This is a genomic window from Shinella sp. (assembly GCF_052438155.1).
Taxonomy (GTDB): Bacteria; Pseudomonadota; Alphaproteobacteria; order Rhizobiales; family Rhizobiaceae; genus Shinella.
Map to the genome: position 1 here is coordinate 107,720 of NZ_JBQVPI010000015.1, position 16,879 is coordinate 124,598.

Annotated in this window: 19 protein-coding genes, 1 tRNA gene, 3 pseudogenes and 1 other annotated feature; of the genes and pseudogenes, 5 read left to right on the plus strand and 18 right to left on the minus strand. The window is 59.7% G+C overall.

Translation table 11 applies throughout. The features are described 5' to 3' along the window. Positions 1 to 10 precede the first annotated feature (10 nt). A complete protein-coding gene (locus ACT6VE_RS23455) occupies positions 11 to 454 on the plus strand; it encodes a DUF411 domain-containing protein (protein ID WP_444800783.1) in 444 nt (147 codons plus the stop codon). Between the two features lie 56 nt (positions 455 to 510). On the opposite strand, the pseudogene ACT6VE_RS23460 reads toward ACT6VE_RS23455, so the two are convergent. The 3 genes and pseudogenes from ACT6VE_RS23460 to ACT6VE_RS23470 all read right to left on the minus strand — a co-directional run. After that, positions 511 to 630: pseudogene (locus ACT6VE_RS23460) on the minus strand (arsenical resistance protein ArsH); the annotation flags it as partial. A 49-nt stretch (positions 631 to 679) separates the two neighbouring features. After that, positions 680 to 1,315: pseudogene (locus ACT6VE_RS23465) on the minus strand (IS3 family transposase); the annotation flags it as partial. Continuing rightward, positions 972 to 1,087, minus strand: a sequence feature (AL1L pseudoknot). (Overlaps the previous pseudogene by 116 nt.) Positions 1,316 to 1,449: 134 nt before the next feature. After that, a complete protein-coding gene (locus ACT6VE_RS23470; protein ID WP_444800784.1) occupies positions 1,450 to 1,611 on the minus strand; it encodes a hypothetical protein in 162 nt (53 codons plus the stop codon). Between the two features lie 107 nt (positions 1,612 to 1,718). Here ACT6VE_RS23470 and ACT6VE_RS23475 point away from each other — a divergent pair. After that, positions 1,719 to 1,799: transfer RNA gene (locus ACT6VE_RS23475), tRNA-Met, on the plus strand. Between the two features lie 261 nt (positions 1,800 to 2,060). Here ACT6VE_RS23475 and ACT6VE_RS23480 read toward each other — a convergent pair. The 3 genes from ACT6VE_RS23480 to ACT6VE_RS23490 form a co-directional block, all read right to left on the minus strand. After that, entirely contained in the window at positions 2,061 to 2,687 is a 627-nt protein-coding gene (locus tag ACT6VE_RS23480) for a hypothetical protein (RefSeq protein ID WP_444800785.1), read from the minus strand. Between the two features lie 250 nt (positions 2,688 to 2,937). Continuing rightward, entirely contained in the window at positions 2,938 to 3,168 is a 231-nt protein-coding gene (locus ACT6VE_RS23485; protein ID WP_444800786.1) for a hypothetical protein, read from the minus strand. A gap of 169 nt (positions 3,169 to 3,337) precedes the next feature. Next, positions 3,338 to 3,589, minus strand: coding sequence for a hypothetical protein (locus ACT6VE_RS23490; protein ID WP_444800787.1), 252 nt, complete (start codon positions 3,587 to 3,589; stop codon positions 3,338 to 3,340). A 666-nt stretch (positions 3,590 to 4,255) separates the two neighbouring features. On the opposite strand from ACT6VE_RS23490, the gene ACT6VE_RS23495 reads away from it, so the two are divergent. Continuing rightward, positions 4,256 to 4,744 carry an eCIS core domain-containing protein gene (locus tag ACT6VE_RS23495; RefSeq protein WP_444800788.1) on the plus strand — a complete coding sequence of 163 codons (489 nt, stop codon included), beginning with the start codon at positions 4,256 to 4,258 and terminating at the stop codon, positions 4,742 to 4,744. 328 nt (positions 4,745 to 5,072) lie between these two features. After that, positions 5,073 to 5,492 (plus strand): hypothetical protein, encoded by a 420-nt coding sequence (locus ACT6VE_RS23500; protein ID WP_444800789.1) that lies wholly within the window; start codon positions 5,073 to 5,075, stop codon positions 5,490 to 5,492. A gap of 58 nt (positions 5,493 to 5,550) precedes the next feature. Here the strand turns inward: ACT6VE_RS23500 and ACT6VE_RS23505 are convergent. Beyond that, a pseudogene (locus ACT6VE_RS23505) lies at positions 5,551 to 5,826 on the minus strand (helix-turn-helix domain-containing protein); the annotation flags it as partial. A gap of 208 nt (positions 5,827 to 6,034) precedes the next feature. Here ACT6VE_RS23505 and ACT6VE_RS23510 point away from each other — a divergent pair. Continuing rightward, a complete protein-coding gene (locus tag ACT6VE_RS23510) occupies positions 6,035 to 6,979 on the plus strand; it encodes a phosphoribosylaminoimidazolesuccinocarboxamide synthase (protein ID WP_444800824.1) in 945 nt (314 codons plus the stop codon). 6 nt (positions 6,980 to 6,985) lie between these two features. On the opposite strand, the gene ACT6VE_RS23515 is transcribed toward ACT6VE_RS23510, so the two are convergent. The 11 genes from ACT6VE_RS23515 to ACT6VE_RS23565 form a co-directional block, all read right to left on the minus strand. Then, positions 6,986 to 7,795 carry an MBL fold metallo-hydrolase gene (locus ACT6VE_RS23515; RefSeq protein ID WP_444800790.1) on the minus strand — a complete coding sequence of 270 codons (810 nt, stop codon included), beginning with the start codon at positions 7,793 to 7,795 and terminating at the stop codon, positions 6,986 to 6,988. A 2-nt stretch (positions 7,796 to 7,797) separates the two neighbouring features. Next, a complete protein-coding gene (locus ACT6VE_RS23520) occupies positions 7,798 to 8,577 on the minus strand; it encodes a TatD family hydrolase (RefSeq protein ID WP_444800791.1) in 780 nt (259 codons plus the stop codon). A 7-nt stretch (positions 8,578 to 8,584) separates the two neighbouring features. Then, positions 8,585 to 10,135 (minus strand): methionine--tRNA ligase, encoded by a 1,551-nt coding sequence (gene metG, locus ACT6VE_RS23525; RefSeq protein ID WP_444800792.1) that lies wholly within the window; start codon positions 10,133 to 10,135, stop codon positions 8,585 to 8,587. Positions 10,136 to 10,274: 139 nt separating this feature from the next. After that, complete coding sequence (locus ACT6VE_RS23530) at positions 10,275 to 10,739, minus strand: hypothetical protein (protein WP_444800793.1); 465 nt, start codon at positions 10,737 to 10,739, stop codon at positions 10,275 to 10,277. A 77-nt stretch (positions 10,740 to 10,816) separates the two neighbouring features. Then, on the minus strand, positions 10,817 to 11,848 hold the full coding sequence (locus ACT6VE_RS23535; RefSeq protein ID WP_444800794.1) for a DNA polymerase III subunit delta': 1,032 nt from the start codon (positions 11,846 to 11,848) through the stop codon (positions 10,817 to 10,819). Beyond that, a complete protein-coding gene (tmk, locus tag ACT6VE_RS23540; RefSeq protein ID WP_444800795.1) occupies positions 11,845 to 12,528 on the minus strand; it encodes a dTMP kinase in 684 nt (227 codons plus the stop codon). The genes ACT6VE_RS23535 and tmk overlap by 4 nt, the downstream gene beginning before the upstream one ends. A 120-nt stretch (positions 12,529 to 12,648) precedes the next feature. Continuing rightward, positions 12,649 to 13,812, minus strand: a complete 1,164-nt coding sequence (locus ACT6VE_RS23545) for a D-alanyl-D-alanine carboxypeptidase family protein (RefSeq protein ID WP_444800796.1) — start codon at positions 13,810 to 13,812, stop codon at positions 12,649 to 12,651. A 70-nt stretch (positions 13,813 to 13,882) separates the two neighbouring features. Then, the gene (locus tag ACT6VE_RS23550; RefSeq protein ID WP_444800797.1) at positions 13,883 to 14,899 is read right to left on the minus strand and encodes a septal ring lytic transglycosylase RlpA family protein; all 1,017 of its coding nucleotides are present in this window, start codon (positions 14,897 to 14,899) and stop codon (positions 13,883 to 13,885) included. A 227-nt stretch (positions 14,900 to 15,126) separates the two neighbouring features. Next, entirely contained in the window at positions 15,127 to 15,342 is a 216-nt protein-coding gene (locus tag ACT6VE_RS23555) for a hypothetical protein (RefSeq protein WP_444800798.1), read from the minus strand. Positions 15,343 to 15,469: 127 nt separating this feature from the next. After that, the gene (locus tag ACT6VE_RS23560; RefSeq protein ID WP_444800799.1) at positions 15,470 to 16,000 is read right to left on the minus strand and encodes an RNA 2'-phosphotransferase; all 531 of its coding nucleotides are present in this window, start codon (positions 15,998 to 16,000) and stop codon (positions 15,470 to 15,472) included. Positions 16,001 to 16,174: 174 nt separating this feature from the next. Further along, complete coding sequence (locus tag ACT6VE_RS23565; protein WP_444800800.1) at positions 16,175 to 16,696, minus strand: single-stranded DNA-binding protein; 522 nt, start codon at positions 16,694 to 16,696, stop codon at positions 16,175 to 16,177. Positions 16,697 to 16,879 lie beyond the last annotated feature (183 nt).

Consider the following 16,879-nt stretch of genomic DNA (forward strand, 5'->3'; position numbering starts at 1 on the left):
GAGAACTGCGATGAACAGAAGAGAACTCCTCTGCACCCTGGCCGCCGTCGGAGCGTTGCCCGTCGCCGGAGCGGCGCTGGCAGCAGGCGAAAGCATGGTCGTGTACAAGGACCCCAACTGCGGTTGTTGCCATGCTTGGGCCGACGCTATGGAGAATGCTGGGTTTTCCGTGAAGGCCGAAGACGTGGCCGACATCAAAGTGGTGAAGGACCGCTACAAAGTCCCTGGCGATCTGCAGGGTTGCCACACCGCTGTCGTCGCAGGCTACCACGTTCCGCTGGAGACGGTGACCAGGCTGTTGGCCGAGAAGCCGTATTTGGCGGGCCTGTCTGTTCCGGGCATGCCAGTCGGTTCGTTGGGCATGGGAGACGACCGGGGCGCATCCTATGATGTGATCGCTATCGGGAAGGACGGAACGAGCAAGCTCTACCAGGCGGTCAGACCAAAAGCCTAGTTTTCCGCTTTTTCATCCGGAGCCATATACTGCTCCGGGTGAAAAACGGCCTCGCGTCAGATAGATTTCAACGCGACAAGCTTTTCCAAATTCGCCGCGTCTTCTTTACGCTCGCTGTAACGGTCGGTTAGATAGTTAGATGCGTCGCGAGTCAGGAACGTGAACTTCACCAGTTTGAACCGCCCCGAGTTTGCCGGAGACCGTTTGGTTTAAGTTATGCAGCTTCACGCGGTCGAGCGGGCATCGAGCGGCCTTGTCGCTGATCGTCGTTCGGATCGGTTTGCCACGAATGATGTCCTGAAGCCCCATGGCCCTCATAAGCCGAGCGACAGTGCAGCGGGCGATATCGTAACCCTCTCGCTGCAACTGCCGCCAGACCTTGCGCACGCCATAGACCTGGACGTTCTCATTGAACACCCGGCGTATCTCGACCTTCATGGCAAGGTGGAGATGCGCCGGGCACGGACCGACAGCCGGTCCACGTCCGGCGCTTGGCGATGACCTCATAATAGGTGGACGGGCAATCGGCAGCAGTCTGCAGATCGGCTCGACGCCGAGTACCGAGCGGTGTGCGTCGATGAAGGAAATCATCGCCTCCGTGGGCGGTCGAACTCCGCTTGGGCAAAATATGCAGAGGCTTTGCGCAAAATCTCGTTGGCCTGACGAAGCTCGCGGTTCTCCCGTTCCAGAGCCTTCATCTTCTCCGCGAGGTCACTCGGCAAACCCGCCCGTTTGCCGCTGTCCACCTCGGCCTTCTTCACCCACTCATTGAGCGTATGTCCCGAGCCGCCGATCTTGGCAGGCTATTGAGGAAACGGCAGCCCACCGCGACGGATGTTCGGCTTCATGCCCCGTCACCATTCGAACGGCACAGGCACGGACTTCAGGGGAGAACTTGTTCGTCGTCTTGCCCTCCCACCTTTGATAGATAACGCCAAATTTCCAAGACGGCTCAGCGGCGCGCTTCCGTAATGTCGAAGCCCGCCGCTCTTGACTTACACCGCCACGCGACGGGCCGCTTTGTCTGCCGCTTTACGATCCGAGCCATGCAAGGCAACGATCTTCGTGGCGTCGTCAACCGAGATGCGATGCTTCTTCGCCAGTGTCTTGGCGTCATAGGGTTGGTCGGGCGCGGAGGCGCCGTTCGTCTGTGTCATTGATTTTCTCCTTGGAATCGCGGCGAGATATGGGCGCCACAAGGCGCGCCTGAGCCGGTGACACCTATGTAGGCGTTCGTGCACCACATAACAACCTTCTTGTTCTCGTCGGAGTAGAGCAGCCCGGTAGCTCGCCAGCCTCATAAGCTGGAGGGCTGAGGTCGGAGGTTGGAATCCTCCCTTCGAAACGCGTTGCATAGTGCCTGAGAGCTCGCCCCGGTCTGTCACCCGGAGACGGGGTTTCGCATTCGGGAGAGAGCGATGAGCAAGACCGTCACCTTCGATGAGGCAGTCCGCGATTGCCGCCATCGTTTGATGCTTTTGCCCACGGATGTACTGGCAATGGCAAGCAGGCGATGACGGGGAAGGCCGGTGCGGTTTCGTCCCGACCTTTTGTTGCCCAAGAAGCCGGGACAGCAGATTCCCCGCTGCATGTCATCCGCTTTGTCTCAGCCCCAATATACATTCCAGGCTTCGTTCCTCCCACCGAGCCACTGCTGGCACTTCGCGCACGGTGCCAGGCTGACGTACAGGTGATTGTTGCCGTTCCTGTCAGCGAAGGTAAGGCCCGCGTCGTGGGCTGCCAAGATCGCCATCTGCTCGGCATGTTCCTCCCGACTTGAGAGAGAAATTGGAGCTTTATCGCGGTTCTTGAAGAAATGATTGGTGGTGGGATCCAGTCCGGTAAATAGTCTTGAGTGCCCATAAGCTACACCAAATGAAAAATCAGGCGTGGCCGCGGAATCAAACCGGTAGCGTTTCGACAGGGCTACACTTGCGCTGTAGGCGGCGGTCCCGGCAGCCAAAATTCCGCTGGGGACTGTATAGCCCAGGTAGTATGCCAGCCCTGAGCCGAGAGACCCTGCCGCGATTATGGTGCTTTGAACGATAGTGGGGGCAACGAGCGCAGGTTGGTCGATCGCCACGGCCGAGTAACAGGATTGGTCCTTTACCCCGGATCCCGGCGTTTTGGAGTAATATGCTACATGCCGTTTCGCGGCCACCTTTAGAGCGGAGGCTATTCTTGCGTCTTTTGCGTCCTGTACCGTCCCCATTTTCATAATTGTTGCCGGCATGAAGCCTTCCTCCCTGGTTCACTCGCCCGATCTCGCACGTCAACCATAGTGATCGCTTGCCGTGCCGGAGTGAGTTGTTGCTAGAAGATCAAATCCAATGCTAGGCGACAATATAGGTCATCGTTCATCTGGCTTTCTCTAAAGCCTCGACCATCTTTGTGCGGGGCTTAACCGCGCGGTTCTTAAATGCCCAGATCTGTATCCTCGGAGGAGGGGAGAGCCACATCAGCCACCACCCGTAAACGGCACATCAGGGCGAGGGAAGAAATCCATTGCCCACGAAGACGAACCCTGCCGGATGTTTGCCTCGTGTCGCCTCGCCTCGAAGCACGGCGCGGGCTTGTTCGAATGGGTCGTCCGTCAGGCCGAAGTGCTGGACGATTTCGTCGAGGTGTCGTTCAGCGCGAGCAACGTCGTTTACTCGATCACTGCGGAACTGTTCGGCAAACGAGTTCAGAGCTGCCTGGTAGGCAACTAGCATTCTGTTATCCATTACGTCCCCCAAGGTTGGCTTATGCTCATCAGAACCATGTCCTTGCCGCACCACTAAACGCTGGTCAGCCGCGCCCTTCTCGCCGACCTCCGACGACCGTACAAAGCCAGCATGCCGGAAACTGAGGGCAGGGCCTAGGTCCAGTTCGCGTCATCAGTCAATCGCCACAATAGATCTTTTTAGAGATTGACCGTTTGCCAATCTCAATCGATCGAGCGACTAGGGCCGGCTTTTGTTTGGCGAGCTTGCCGCCGCTGAGTTGCTCAAATTCGGCAACAGCGTTTTGCCAATCGGCTCCAAATGGGGCCTTCTTTTGCGTAAGAAACCACTCGGATGTCCGCTTTCTGATCAACTTTCGAAAGGCTGATTCCGCCAAAGGTTTTGTCGCCAGTGGCGTGACTATCAGCATCCGTGCGGGCTTGCTGTCTGACGGCAGCCTTAAACGAAAATACCATTGGCTGCGATCGCAGGTGACGCCGCGAAAAAAGCGGTCAGCAACGCGATTTCAATGCACCTCAACTTGCACCTCCCAAGGTTGCCCCCTTCCAGTCTTACGAAATGCCCGGCATGAGAAGTTCGCGCAGGCGAGTACCAAAGGCAATAGCCCACTATGACGAGTAGAGACGATAAGCCTGCGGCGTCGGACAGCTTTCCATCCGCGCAATCGCCGCTGCCCATGGGAGGTATGTTGTGAAGCTCATCTATTCTTCCCCCCGATCTATTGAACCCGACCTTGATCCATGGCTGGCCTCGCGAGTTGATCAAGATGCGTCGGCCGATTGGGCGTTCGTCTGCAAAAGGCGACCCCGGCAAACCGGAAGCTGACTCGCAAGGAGGCGAGGGAGCTTTTTTCGAAGAAACGCCGCGAGACCGTGACCGGTCACGACTGTCTCGCCAGTCTGCAACGGAGGATGCGTCACCTTGCAGCATGGCTTCATTTTGCGAAAATTCAGGCAGCTTCGGTCGCTCTTTGTTGCTCTTCCACCAGCGATCGCAACGGAAGTTTTTACAACCTTATTTCCATTTTTCTAATCTTTGTGTGGTGATCTGACGCCCTGGTTTAGGGGATGTGAGCATGATTGAAATCGTCGTTGACAGTAAAACTACCGACCATCAGATCAAAAATCAGTTTGAAAACCAGCGGTCATTGACGTCAAGCTCGGGTCCCGTTGCAATCTACTCCACAGACAGGGAGGCCGCGGGCAGGGCTGGCGGCTGCCTCAAGGCATACGGTCATCTTGGCATGTCGAGTTATTATGCCGGAGCGCCGGATAGTGAAACGACAGAAAGAGCTAAAAAACATAGTCTCCATTCTGCAACGCCGACCAACAATACTGGTCTCCCTGACAATCTAAAGTCGGGGGTTGAAAGCCTGAGCGGAATGTCGCTGGACAACGTCCGGGTCCACTACAATTCGTCCAAGCCTGCCCAACTCAATGCACACGCTTATGCTCAAGGCTCCGAGATACATCTCGCGCCTGGCCAGGAACGTCACGTTCCTCATGAGGCCTGGCACGTCGTCCAGCAGAGACAAGGCAGAGTGAAGCCGACGCTTCCGATGTGAGTGACAACTAAAACGTCCGCCGCTACTACGGCCAAAATTCGGCCTCCGCCAACGTGGATCCGTCGTCAGCCCCGAGCCCGGAATTGTCAAGGCTGGATAGGACTGCGAGGTCATCAGCCATTTAGAAACGCGACACTGGCAGCCCGCTTGCTCTGCCGATCAGCTTCCGATTCGACCGGCTGGGCCTGGTTGCAAGGGAGGAGTGGGGGCGGGTGATAAGAACCCCTTTTGGCATTACTTTCCTCAACGACGAAGAATAGTAAAGCTCTTTGTCTTTACACCAAAGGCGTGCATTTTGTTCGTTTCCGTTTAGAGAAAAGGAGGCCCCGTGAATTACAAACTGGACGAACTTGGCTTCCTTCAAGATCCATGGCTTCATGATGGCTATCTAACCGGCATTTCAACGGCTGACGATGTAGTCACCCTTACATTGAAAACGTTGGGTGGACAGCAGTTCGGGATAAGGCTTTTGGGCACGGTGGAAATGCGCGCAACTGATTTTAAGTTGGGCAACATCATCCTCGGCATACGCCTCACAACGTGCACACATATCGATCGTGATCGGTTTAGTCTCTTGGATAGCGGACCCCATAAATCAGCCGCACAGGAATTCCATGATATATACTTCAACCAGCTTGATGAAAAACGCAGCGCAATCCTTCTCGGCGAGTTGGCGCTCTTCGAGTTATCAAGCAGTTACGGCTGCGTAGTAGATGTTCTCTGCAAGGAAATGGTGGTATTTAGCTAATTTTCCCGTTCGCAAACGGCCTGTTCGGCTTCAAGCATATCATTCCGCCGCCCGCATTGCGCTCGATCACCGATTGGCGCAGGTGCGAGAACCGGGCAAGTTTGCGCAGTTTGGCACGCCGTTCTCACGCCATGTCGTTGGCCATCACGCAGTAGTAACCGTTGAGGTCCGGCATCTCACCATCTTCGAACGTATTGCGGCGCAGCTCACGGAAAATGGTCGAGCGATGTCGATGCAGTTTCTCGGCGATGACGTCAACGCTGGTTCCAGCCGCACGCCAGCGAGCAATCTTGTGGCGTTCATCCAGATCAATCTGGGAGTAGGTGCGATTCATGTCTCGTTCCTTGCAGAGATAAACCGTTGTTATCTATTGCTAGTCGCACTTCATCTATTAATCGCATAAGATAGATTATGGAACAATGCGATTGGTCAGCAAGCTGAAAACGCTGGAAATCCAGTTTCTTCCTTGACCCTGAGCCGCTGGCGGCTTTAAGCGAAACTGCAGACGGAACCAACAGCGAAAGCCAGTGACGATGAGCGAGTTGCGCATTCTCTCCGACGCCCATATCCCGGAACTGCCGAACCGCTACAACGGCAAGGTTCGTGAGAACTACGATCTGCCGGATGGCAGCCGCATCATCGTCGCGACGGACCGGCTCAGCGCCTTCGATGTCATTCTGACCGCGATTCCCTTCAAGGGCCAGATACTGACGCAGACGGCGCGCTACTGGTTCGAGGAAACCGCCGATATCTGCCCGAACCATGTGCTGTCCTATCCGGACCCGAACGTCGTCATCGGCACGCGCCTTGATATCCTGCCGGTCGAGATCGTCGTGCGCGGCTATCTCGCCGGCACGACCAGCACGTCGATCCTGACGAAGTACCGCAAGGGCGAGCGCCAGATGTATGGCATCACGCTGCCGGATGGCCTCAAGGACAACGAAAAGCTGCCCGAGCCGATCATCACGCCCACCAGCAAGGCGTTCGACGGTGGCCATGACGAACCGCTCTCCGGCGAGGAAATCCTTGCCCAGGGCCTGCTGACGGCCGAGCAATGGGAAACCGTGTCGCGTTATGCCTTGTCGCTCTTTGCGCGCGGACAGGCTCGGGCGGCCGAACGCGGGCTGATTCTCGTCGATACCAAATACGAATTCGGCACGGACAAGGACGGCCGTATCGTGCTCGCCGACGAGATCCACACGCCGGATTCCAGCCGTTACTGGATCGCCGACAGCTATGAGGAAAGCTTCGCCAAGGGCGGCCGCCCGGCGAGCTTTGACAAGGATTTCGTGCGCGCCTGGGTTACCGAGCGCTGCGATCCCTACAAGGATCCGATCCCGGAAATCCCGCGCGATCTCGTCGAGCAGACGTCGAAGGTCTACATCCAGGCCTTTGAAAAAATTACTGGAAAGACCTTTGTGCCGGACCTTTCCGGCGCGACCGTGCTGGATCGTATTCGCAACAATCTCAAGCCCTACTTCGCCTGATTGGCCTTACAGCGTAATCTCGAAGCTCAGACCATCATACGCCGGCTCCACATGGGCTGGCGTTTCCTTTTGCACGGTGTCGTAGTCGAGCGGTACGTGCATATGCGTCAGGATGGCGCGCGCCGGCTTCAACCGGTCGATCCATTCCAGCGCCTGGCTGAGCGACAGATGGCTCGAATGGTAACGGTATTGCAGCGCGTCGATGATCAGCATGTCGAGGCCCGCGAGGCGCGGGACCGTCTCGTCCGGGAAGTCGCTGATATCGCTGCAATAGGCCACGTTGCCGATGCGGAAGCCGAGCGAATGGATCGAGCCGTGCACCTGGAGGAGGGGCTGGAAGGTAATGGATCCCCCTGCCCCTTCGATCGTCACCGGCGCATCCATCGGCTCGATCAGGTTCTCCGTCACGATCGGCGGATACATGCTGCCGGGCGGCGTCTTCAGGCAGTAGCCGAAGCCTTCGCGGATGCGCTCCATGGTCGCCACATCGGCCCAGATCGGGATCTGCTTGTGATTGTGCAGCACGAAACCGCGGATATCGTCGATACCGTGAATATGATCGGCATGAGGATGGGAAAACAGCACCGCGTCGATGTTCTGCACGCCCGCGGCGATCATCTGAACGCGGAAATCCGGGCCGGTATCGATGACGACCGTCGTCGTGCCGTCCGGTCCGAACTGCTCGATGAGAAAGGCTGCGCGGGTGCGGCGGTTTTTCGGGTTGGCCGGATCGCAGGCGCCCCAGTCACCGGTGATACGCGGCACGCCGGGTGACGAGCCGCAGCCGAGAATGGTGAAGCGCCGCACCGTCGCCACGCCTACACCCGCGGCATCTTCGAGAAAATGCGGAAGGCGTTTTCCGTGGTGATGCGGGCGATCTCGTCCACGCTGACGCCGACGGTCTCGGCGAGCACCGCGGCCGTGTGTGCCACATAGGCCGGCTCGTTACGCTTGCCACGGAACGGTTTTGGCGCAAGGTAGGGCGCGTCGGTCTCGACCAGCATGCGCTCCAGCGGCACGGTTTTCGCAATCTCGCGCAGCTCTTCCGACTTCGGGAAGGTGAGGATTCCGGAGAAGGAGACATAGCCGCCGAGTGCTACGCCTATGCGCGCAAGCTCCGGACCGGAGGAGAAGCAGTGCAGCAGGAAGGGGAAGGCCCCCTTCCCCGTTTCCTCGGTCAGGATCGCCGCCATGTCCTCATCCGCCGAGCGGCTGTGAATGACCAGCGGCAGGCCGGTTTCGCGCGCGGCCGCTATGTGGTTGGTGAGGCCGAACCGCTGGGCGTCGCGCGGCGCATTGTCGTAAAAATAGTCGAGGCCCGCCTCGCCGATCGCCACGACGCGCGGATGCTTCGATAGCTCGATCAGTTCCGAGACGGCAATATCCAGTTCCTCATCCGCATTGTGCGGATGCGTGCCGACCGAACAGAACACCGACGGGTATTTTTCGGCAATCGCCAGGATCGTCTGAAGCTTTTTCACCCGCGTCGAAATGGTGATCATCTGCTTCACCCCGGCCGCGTGCGCGCGCGCGACAATATCGTCGCGCTCCGCTTCGAAGTCGGGAAAATCCAGATGGCAGTGGGTGTCGATCAGCATTGCCGCGTCACGCCTCGGGTGCGACGTAGCGCGGGAAGACCGGCGTCGGCGCTTCCAGCGGCGTGCCGCTGACAAGACGACCAGCCTCGCCAAGTGCCGCAAAATCTCGCTTGTCGACGGGCGACGCGACGAGGTCGAGCAGCTTGCGGCCGGATTTCGGCATGAACGGCTGAAGCAGGATCGCGATCTGGCGCACGACTTCAGCCGTCACGTAGAGCACGGTGCCCATGCGGACCGGGTCGGTCTTCTTCAGCGCCCAGGGCGCCTCGCCGGCGAAGTAGCGGTCGGCCTCCGACACGACGGCGATGATCGCCGCCAGCGCCTTGTGGATCTGCTGCTTGCCCATCTCCTCGCGCGTCAGCGCATGCAGCGCATCGACGGACTCGAGCATCGCGCTGTCGGCATCGGAAAGCTCGCCGCACTCCGGCACCTTACCGTCGCAGTTCTTGACGATCATCGACAGCGAGCGGCTGGCAAGGTTGCCGATGCCGTTGGCGAGGTCGGAGTTGATGCGGGTCGCGATCCCCTCCTCGCTGTAGCTGCCGTCCTGGCCGAAGGAGACTTCGCGCAGGAAGAAGTAGCGGATCGGATCGAGGCCGAAATGGTTCACGAGGTTGACCGGGTCCACGACGTTGCCGAGCGACTTCGACATCTTCTCGCCCTTGTTGAGCAGGAAGCCATGGGCGAAGACGCGTCCCGGCAACGGCAGACCGGCCGACATCAGGAAGGCCGGCCAGTAGACGGCGTGGAAGCGGATGATGTCCTTGCCGATGATGTGAATATTCGCCGGCCAGTATTTTGCCCGCGGACCTTCGGGATCGGTCAGATAGCCCGTCGCGGTGATGTAATTGGTGAGCGCATCGACCCAGACATACATGACATGCGCAGGATCATCCGGAACCGGAATGCCCCAATCGAAGGTGGTGCGCGAGACCGAAAGATCCTTCAGGCCGGACTTGACGAAGGAGATCACCTCATTGCGGCGCTCGGCCGGGCCGATGAAGTCCGGATTGTCCTCGTAGTGCTTGAGCAGCTTGTCCTGATAGTCCGACAGGCGGAAGAAGTAGCTCTCTTCCTCGACCCATTCGACAGGCGTACCCTGCGGCCCGTAGCGCACGTCGTCGGCGCGCTTCTCGGTCTCGTTTTCCTGGTAATAGGCCTCGTCACGCACCGAGTACCAGCCCGCGTAACCGCCCTTGTAGATATCGCCATTGGCGACCATGCGGCGCCAGATTTCGGCGCAGGCCTCGTAGTGCCGCTCTTCGGTCGTGCGGATAAAGTCATCGTTCGATGCATTAAGAAGAACGGCCATATCTCTGAATTCTTTCGAATTCCGGTCGGCAAGCTCGCGCGGAGAAATGCCTTCCTTGCGCGCCGTCTGCTGCATCTTCTGGCCGTGCTCGTCCGTGCCCGTCAGGAAGAAGACGTCGCGCCCGTCGAGCCGCTGGTAGCGCGCCATGGCATCCGTCGCGATCAGCTCGTAGGCATGGCCGATATGCGGCTTGCCGTTCGGGTAGGAAATGGCGGTCGTGATGTAGAAGCGGGATGTGTCGGTCATGGGGCGTATCTGTCTTCGGTTGTGCAATGCCGCAAGGTATTAGACCATGCGGGCGTGGAGGGAAACAGCAAGTTTCCTTCCACGCCGCTTTCCAATCCGGCTTTCATGCCGTCTCGTTGTTTGACCCTACAATGCAATTCTATCCCTTTATCGGGGATTCGATCGCGCGGCAGTCCCGGTCGAAATTGGGAACAATCAAGAAAATGCGCCCGATTTTCACTCTCGCCCGCAACACCAGCTGCGTCTCGACGGCATCACGTCCTTCAAAGAAATCAAACCGGCGCTCGCTATCGAATTTCAAAAATGAACGACCGTTGTGAAACGAGCAGTCTCCATCCTCGCACCGGAGAGTCAGCTCCTTGAAAGGACAGCCAAGACTACTCCTCGACACCTTTAGAGAAAGGTCGATCTTCTGCTGTTCCTTTGCAAAAATCCTACAAGCTTCTCCGACCGTGCACGTAGCCGCACCGGCAACCGGCTCACCGTTTTCCAGCAGGATGGCGGCCTGGACGGGAAACGAAGCGCCATTCGTGCTGTCAGCAGCGGCAACCGTAGCAGAAAGCGCCAATGCAAAAACGGCGCAAGATAACAATGTTGTCGGCATGACTATCCCCACCCCGGAATCATCGAGAAAGGTTGCAGCCGACTGAGCCGGAACTGTGGCGCTGGAATTGATCGTCTCTAAAGCGAAGCCCGGATATCGTCGAGCACGCTGATGATCGTCTGCTTGCGATCGAGATTGTAGGCCTGTGCGATGGTGATGCGCTCACCAAGCTGCGAGGACAATTGCGCAAGACGGTCGGCGCGGGCGATGTCGCCGGAAAGCGCGGCGGTGCGGGCGCTGTCGGTCACGAAATCCGTGACGTGCTGGCAGAAGAACGAAAAGACCGTGTCGCTGTCCTTGGCCGAAAGCACGTCGGCGAGCTTGTGCACGTCGCGGCGCGGCGGCTCCGTTGCGGCTTCAACGATGGTGCGGAAGGCCTCGACGATGTCGAAGCCGCCGTAGTTCACCAGCTTCAGCGCTTCCGAGACGCTGCCATGGGCCGCCGAGAGAACGTCTGCCGCACGCGGGCCAGACGGTGCTGCGCCGAGGCTGTCGAGGGCGGCGGCAAGATCGGCTTGCGACAGCGGCGACAGCGCCAGCGGCAGGCAGCGCGAGCGAATGGTCGGCAGCAGCTTTCCCGGAGCATGGGTCAGGACGAGGAAGAGCGAGCGCTTCGGCGGCTCTTCGAGGATTTTCAGGATGGCGTTGGCAGCATTGCGGTTGAGGTCGTCGGCGGGATCGATGATGACGATACGCCAATTGCCCGTGCCAGAGGTCTGCGCCAGGAATTTTCCGGCTTTGCGCACCTCGTCGACGGTGATCGCCGATTTCACCTTGCCGGTCTTCTCGTCGACCGGTCGGGTGAGGTGCAGCAGATTGTGCGAGGCGCCGGCCACGAGCTGGCGGGTGATCGGTGAACCGGGTGACGGGTCGGCCATCGTTTCCGGCGCGTCGGCCGGTTCCGGATGGTGCAGCACATGGTTGGCGAAGCGGAAGGCGAGCGTCGCCTTGCCGATGCCTTCCGGCCCTTCGATCAGGATAGCGTGGTGGCCCTTGCCGGACCTGTAGGAGCGCGCCAGGAAATGTTCTGCTGCGGCATGGCCGAAAAGCCTTGTCTGCTCGGCAGGATGCACCGCGCCGTCGAGGATGCCGGGACGATCGTCGCTCACGAGACATGCTCCGGATCGTGCCGGTCATGCGCGTTGATCGGCAGCAGCGGCTCGGCGATGGCGAGGACCTGGATAGCGATCGCCTCCTGCGCCTGTGTCGCGTCGACCACGCGGCAGCGCAGCGGTTCGCGTTCGGCAATATCGAGAAAGGCCTCGCGACGCTTCTCGTGCGTTTCCAGCTCTTCCTTCTCGAAGCGGTCCGGCTGCTCGTCGGGTCCGGCGCTGCGCTTGCGGGCGCGCTCCAGGCCGATGGCCGCCGGCAGGTCGAAGATGATGGTGCAGTCCGGCATGACACCGTTGACCGCCACGCGCTCCAGCGCCGCGATGAACGGCTGCTCCAGGTTGCCGGTAATGCCCTGATAGACGCGGGACGAATCCATGAAACGATCACAGAGCACGACGGTGCCCGCAGACAGCGCCGGGCGGATGACCTGCTCGACATGATCGTTGCGCGCGGCGGCAAAGAGGATCGCTTCCATGCGGATACCGTAGGGCTCGGCGGCGCCAGACAGGAGAACGTGTCGCACGGCTTCCGCGCCCTTCGAGCCGCCGGGCTCGCGCGTCATCAGCACGGTCAGGCCGCGCGCGCGCAATGCCTCGGCCAGAAGCCGGATCTGCGTCGACTTTCCGGCGCCCTCGCCGCCTTCGAACGTGACAAACAAACCGGGTGCGGCCGACAAATCCTGTTTCCGTTACCAATGGCCGCGAGAGCGGCGTTACCCGGCGGGGCCGGGACGAGTCGGACCACTACTAACCGATGTTTCCGGCCGGCGAAACGCTTTTCGCCCTCGCCCGCCCCGTCAAATCCAGAAGAAGAACAACTCGATCAGCGCATCCAGCGCCCGGGAGCGCAGAGCACCGACGCCGACCGAGCCCGCCGTTTCCACCGGTACTTCGCGCAACAATTGTTTGTCGTTCCAGATCTTCAGGGTGCCGATCGCCTGGCCCGGCTCGACCGGCGCCCGCACCGGCCATGTATAGACCACGCGCGCGACGAGCTTTTGCGAATTGTCCTTCGGCAGGAAGACATCCACCTGTTCGCCGGCCACCAGCGGGACACTGGACGCGTCGCCGCCATAGACGCTGGCGTCCGCGATCGCCTCACCCTCCTTGAAGAGCGTGCGACGCTCGAAGGAGGAGAGCGCCCATTCGATGATCCGGCGCGTTTCCTCGATGCGGACCTTGTCGTTTTCCATGCCGCCCATGGCGAGCACCAGGTGCTTGCCGTCGCGGTTGACCGCCGCGACGATGGAATAGCCGCCCTCCTCCGAAAAGCCGGTCACGAAGCCCGTCACGCCGATATTGAGGGTCAGAAGCGGATTGCGGTTGCGCTGCTTGATCTTGTTCCACTCGAATTCCGGCTCGAGATAGTAGCGCATGTAATCGGGATAGGTCGTCTGCAGGTGCCGGGCGAGCTGCACCATCTCGCGCATCGTCACCTTGTTTGCCGGGTCCGGCAGGCCGGTGGCATTGGCGAACGCGGATTTCTGCAGCCCCAGCGCCCTCGCCTCCTGCGTCATCCTTTCGGCGAAGGCGGTCTCCGAACCGGCGATGCCCTCGCCGAGGATGATGCAGGCGTCATTGGCGAACTGAACGATGACGCCGCGGACCAGGTCCTCGACGCGCACGTTCGATTTCAGGGCGGCGAACATGGTGGAGGTGCGCGATGGCGCGCCGCCCGTGCGCCAGGCATGTTCGGTGACGGGAAATTGCGTGTCGAGCGTGATTTCGCCGCCGGCCAGCGCCTTGAAGACCGTCGCCATGGTCATCAGCTTGGCAAGCGAGGCGGCGGGAACGGTCTCGTCCTCGGCCCGGGCAAACAGCACAGTGCCGGTCTCCGCCTCGATGAGGTAGACCTGCTTGGCCTTGACGTCGAAGCCCGCCTGCGGCGCGGCAGACTGCGCGTGCGCAATGCTGGAAAAGGACAGAAGGACAATGAGGGCGGCGAAAAGACGGCGATGCATGGCGACTCCGAGTGTCGTCACACTCCCACAGCCGACCGCATTGCGCAAACGGCTTTGGGAACGCGGGCGATCAGCCCGCGTTGCCGGCAAATGCGGAAAGCGGCGTCAACTGGCCGTCCATCGTCAGGATGGCATCGAAGGCGCCGGCAGCGTCGCGCACGCGCTCATCCGCATAGGCGGCCGCATAGCTCGGCTCGGCGGAAAGCTGGGGCACGAAATTCGGCCGTTCGATCGGCAGCGGGCCGATCTCCGGCAGCATGACGAACTGTTCCATCACCTGGAAGGCCTCGGTTGCCGGGGCCGTCTTGGCGAGCGCCGTCATCGTGCTCTTGTCGGGAACGGTCAGCACGTTCTCTTCCGCGCCGACGCCAGGCAGCGAACGGTTGTCGGCGGACGCCACCATGACGCCCGTCGCGATCAGGCCGCCCGGATCGACCGCCGGCACGCGCGATCCCTTCGGAATGTAGGAAGCCATGAGATACGGCATGTCGTGACCGTCCAGACGGGCCTTGCCGACATATTGCACACGCACCTTGGCTGTGCCGGTGCGCTTCATGTCGAGCAGATCCGCCGTCTTCGACGAAACGTCGATCACCCGGCCCTCATGGTAAGGGCCGCGGTCGTTGACGCGTACGATAACGGAGGTTCCGTTTTCCATGTTGGTGACCCGCGCATAGCTCGGCAACGGGAACGTCGGGTGCGCGGCGGAGAGATGGTACTTGTCGTAGACTTCGCCATTCGCCGTCTTGCGGCCGTGGAAGGCAGAACCGTACCACGATGCGAGACCTGTCTTGTTGTAACCAGGCTCTTCCTTCGGCTGGTACCACTTGCCGCGGACCTGATAGGCCTTGCCAACCTGATAGCGGCCGCCACCCTTTGGCACAGCCTGGCCTTCTTCCACGACGCGCGGGCTTGCCTTCACGCCATATTCGGATTCAGAAAAGAATTCCTTGCTGCGCACCTTCTTCTTCGGCGCGGACGTCGTCGTCGCGCATGCAGCAAGGCTCGCGCAGACCAGAGGAATAGCCAGCAATCTCAAGCTCTTGCCGAACCGGATCGCATTTTTCTCGAAAGTTTTATGTCCCACGCCGCTATTGTCCCCGACGGTGTGCCAGCCAACCTGTCTTGCCCCTGCAAGCCGGCCGTCAATGCCACTCAGTAAATAACAGTACGTTAATCATGCCAATAAGATGGCAAAATTGCGAATGGATGCAAAGCTGGGAAAGAGCTTGTTTGATTTATGGTTTCCATATGGTTAAGCGCCCGCCGTGGCCGGGCGAGCGCTTATTGGAAATTGGGATAGCGATTGCGGCGTCAGGACGACGGCACTTGCAGCACGTCGAAAATCTGCTCGGGGTCACGCACGCCATGCCGATACAGCGTGATGATCGACCGCGCGAGCGAACGGGCCCGGGCCTCGTCAAAGGCAGGGCTCTTGGTTGCCGTCAATCGTGTGAAAACGCCCTGCAGAACATCCAGATCCTGCGGTTCGAACATGCCGATATGCGTGGGGTCTCGAAGCACGTCCATTGCGACCTCCCCTTTTCACATCCAGCCGGCGATATTGCTTCCGGGTGCATTTGAATTTTAGGCCTGGAATGCGTCAGCAACAAGTCGGGAAAAGTTGTAGGGCTGCCCCTCGTAGCCGGCTTTGCATTTAGTGCGAAAGATAGGCTGACGGGACGGCATCCGTCAGCCAGACTCCGTTGTCGGCCTGCCAGAACGTAAGGCCATCAGCCTGCATGCGGCCTGCCGCAACGGCTAGAACCATCGGCTTCCCATGCCGCTGGCCAACCTTGACCGCGGTCTCCATGTCCGCCGAAAGATGGACTTTCTGGCGTCCTTGCGGCGTGAGTCCTTCGCGTAAGATGGCCTCGAGCGAAGCGATTGCCGTCCCATGAAACAGAATCTCCGGTGGCACGGCCGGTACCAGGTCCAAATCGACCGCCACCGAATGCCCTTGGGCTGCGCGTATTCGGGCCCCGTCGGCAGAAAGCGTAAACCGCTTCTTGTCGCTTTCGGCCACAACTGTGCGCAGTGCATCGTCATCGATGTCGACACCGGCGCGGCGTGCCTGGACGATCAGATCGTCCACAGAGACCCAACCGCCGGCATCCAGCTCAATGCCGATTGATTGAGGCTCGTGCCGCAGAACCAGACTGAGAAACTTGCTGATATTCTTGCTCATGAACATTCATCCGACGAATATGTCCGGTTGCCATCAGGATTGCCGAAGCAACAACGATCAGGCTTGTCCGTCTATTCGCAACATGAGACGAAAAAAGCTCCGGCGCCGCTTAACAAAGGAAAAAGGCGCCAATCCGGGCGCCTTTAAACAGGATCGTGGATGCCCATTACATCCTCAGAACGGGATGTCGTCATCCATATCGCGCGAGAGCGGCGAACCGCCAGAACGGCTGCCGCCACCGCTGCTGCTTCCGCCACCCGAAGACGGGCGCGAACCGTAATCGTCGTAGCTTGGCGCGCCGCCAGCGATATCACCACCGCCACGACGTTCGCCGCCGCCTTCACCGCGACCGTCGAGCATGGTCAGCGTTGAGTTGAAGCCCTGCAGCACGATTTCCGTCGAATAGCGGTCGTTGCCGGTTTGGTCCTGCCACTTACGGGTCTGCAGCGCGCCTTCGATGTAGAGCTTGGCGCCCTTCTTCACATATTGTTCGACGACCTTGCACAGGCCTTCGTTGAAGACGACGACATTGTGCCATTCCGTCTTTTCTTTGCGTTCGCCGCTGTTGCGGTCGCGCCAGGTCTCAGAGGTCGCGATCCGCAGGTTGGCGATCGGCCGACCGTCCTGCGTCCGACGGATTTCCGGGTCCGCACCGACATTCCCGACCAAGATCACCTTGTTGACGCTTCCAGCCATACCCATACATCCCGTTGTCGCGCCGGGCTCTCGCGCCCGACATCATTTCACACCATGAATGCGGCATCTTATCGGCTGCCATGCGCCAGCGCCGCCCCATGGGACTATAATCCACAGATCAATTGCAAAAATTCGTTCTTTTTTTGTTCTAATAATTCCCTACACTCTTGTCAAGCGAATCGG

Coding starts and splice junctions, on each gene's coding strand:
- ACT6VE_RS23560 (WP_444800799.1), bottom strand. CDS start 16,000: ATGAGCAAGAATATCAGCAAGTTTCTCAGTCTGGTTCTGCGGCACGAG.
- ACT6VE_RS23555 (WP_444800798.1), bottom strand. CDS start 15,342: ATGGACGTGCTTCGAGACCCCACGCATATCGGCATGTTCGAACCGCAG.
- ACT6VE_RS23470 (WP_444800784.1), bottom strand. CDS start 1,611: ATGACACAGACGAACGGCGCCTCCGCGCCCGACCAACCCTATGACGCC.
- ACT6VE_RS23530 (WP_444800793.1), bottom strand. CDS start 10,739: ATGCCGACAACATTGTTATCTTGCGCCGTTTTTGCATTGGCGCTTTCT.
- ACT6VE_RS23520 (WP_444800791.1), bottom strand. CDS start 8,577: ATGCTGATCGACACCCACTGCCATCTGGATTTTCCCGACTTCGAAGCG.
- ACT6VE_RS23485 (WP_444800786.1), bottom strand. CDS start 3,168: ATGCTAGTTGCCTACCAGGCAGCTCTGAACTCGTTTGCCGAACAGTTC.
- ACT6VE_RS23495 (WP_444800788.1), top strand. CDS start 4,256: ATGATTGAAATCGTCGTTGACAGTAAAACTACCGACCATCAGATCAAA.
- ACT6VE_RS23455 (WP_444800783.1), top strand. CDS start 11: ATGAACAGAAGAGAACTCCTCTGCACCCTGGCCGCCGTCGGAGCGTTG.
- ACT6VE_RS23565 (WP_444800800.1), bottom strand. CDS start 16,696: ATGGCTGGAAGCGTCAACAAGGTGATCTTGGTCGGGAATGTCGGTGCG.
- ACT6VE_RS23545 (WP_444800796.1), bottom strand. CDS start 13,812: ATGCATCGCCGTCTTTTCGCCGCCCTCATTGTCCTTCTGTCCTTTTCC.
- ACT6VE_RS23480 (WP_444800785.1), bottom strand. CDS start 2,687: ATGCCGGCAACAATTATGAAAATGGGGACGGTACAGGACGCAAAAGAC.
- metG (WP_444800792.1), bottom strand. CDS start 10,135: ATGACCGACACATCCCGCTTCTACATCACGACCGCCATTTCCTACCCG.
- ACT6VE_RS23490 (WP_444800787.1), bottom strand. CDS start 3,589: ATGCTGATAGTCACGCCACTGGCGACAAAACCTTTGGCGGAATCAGCC.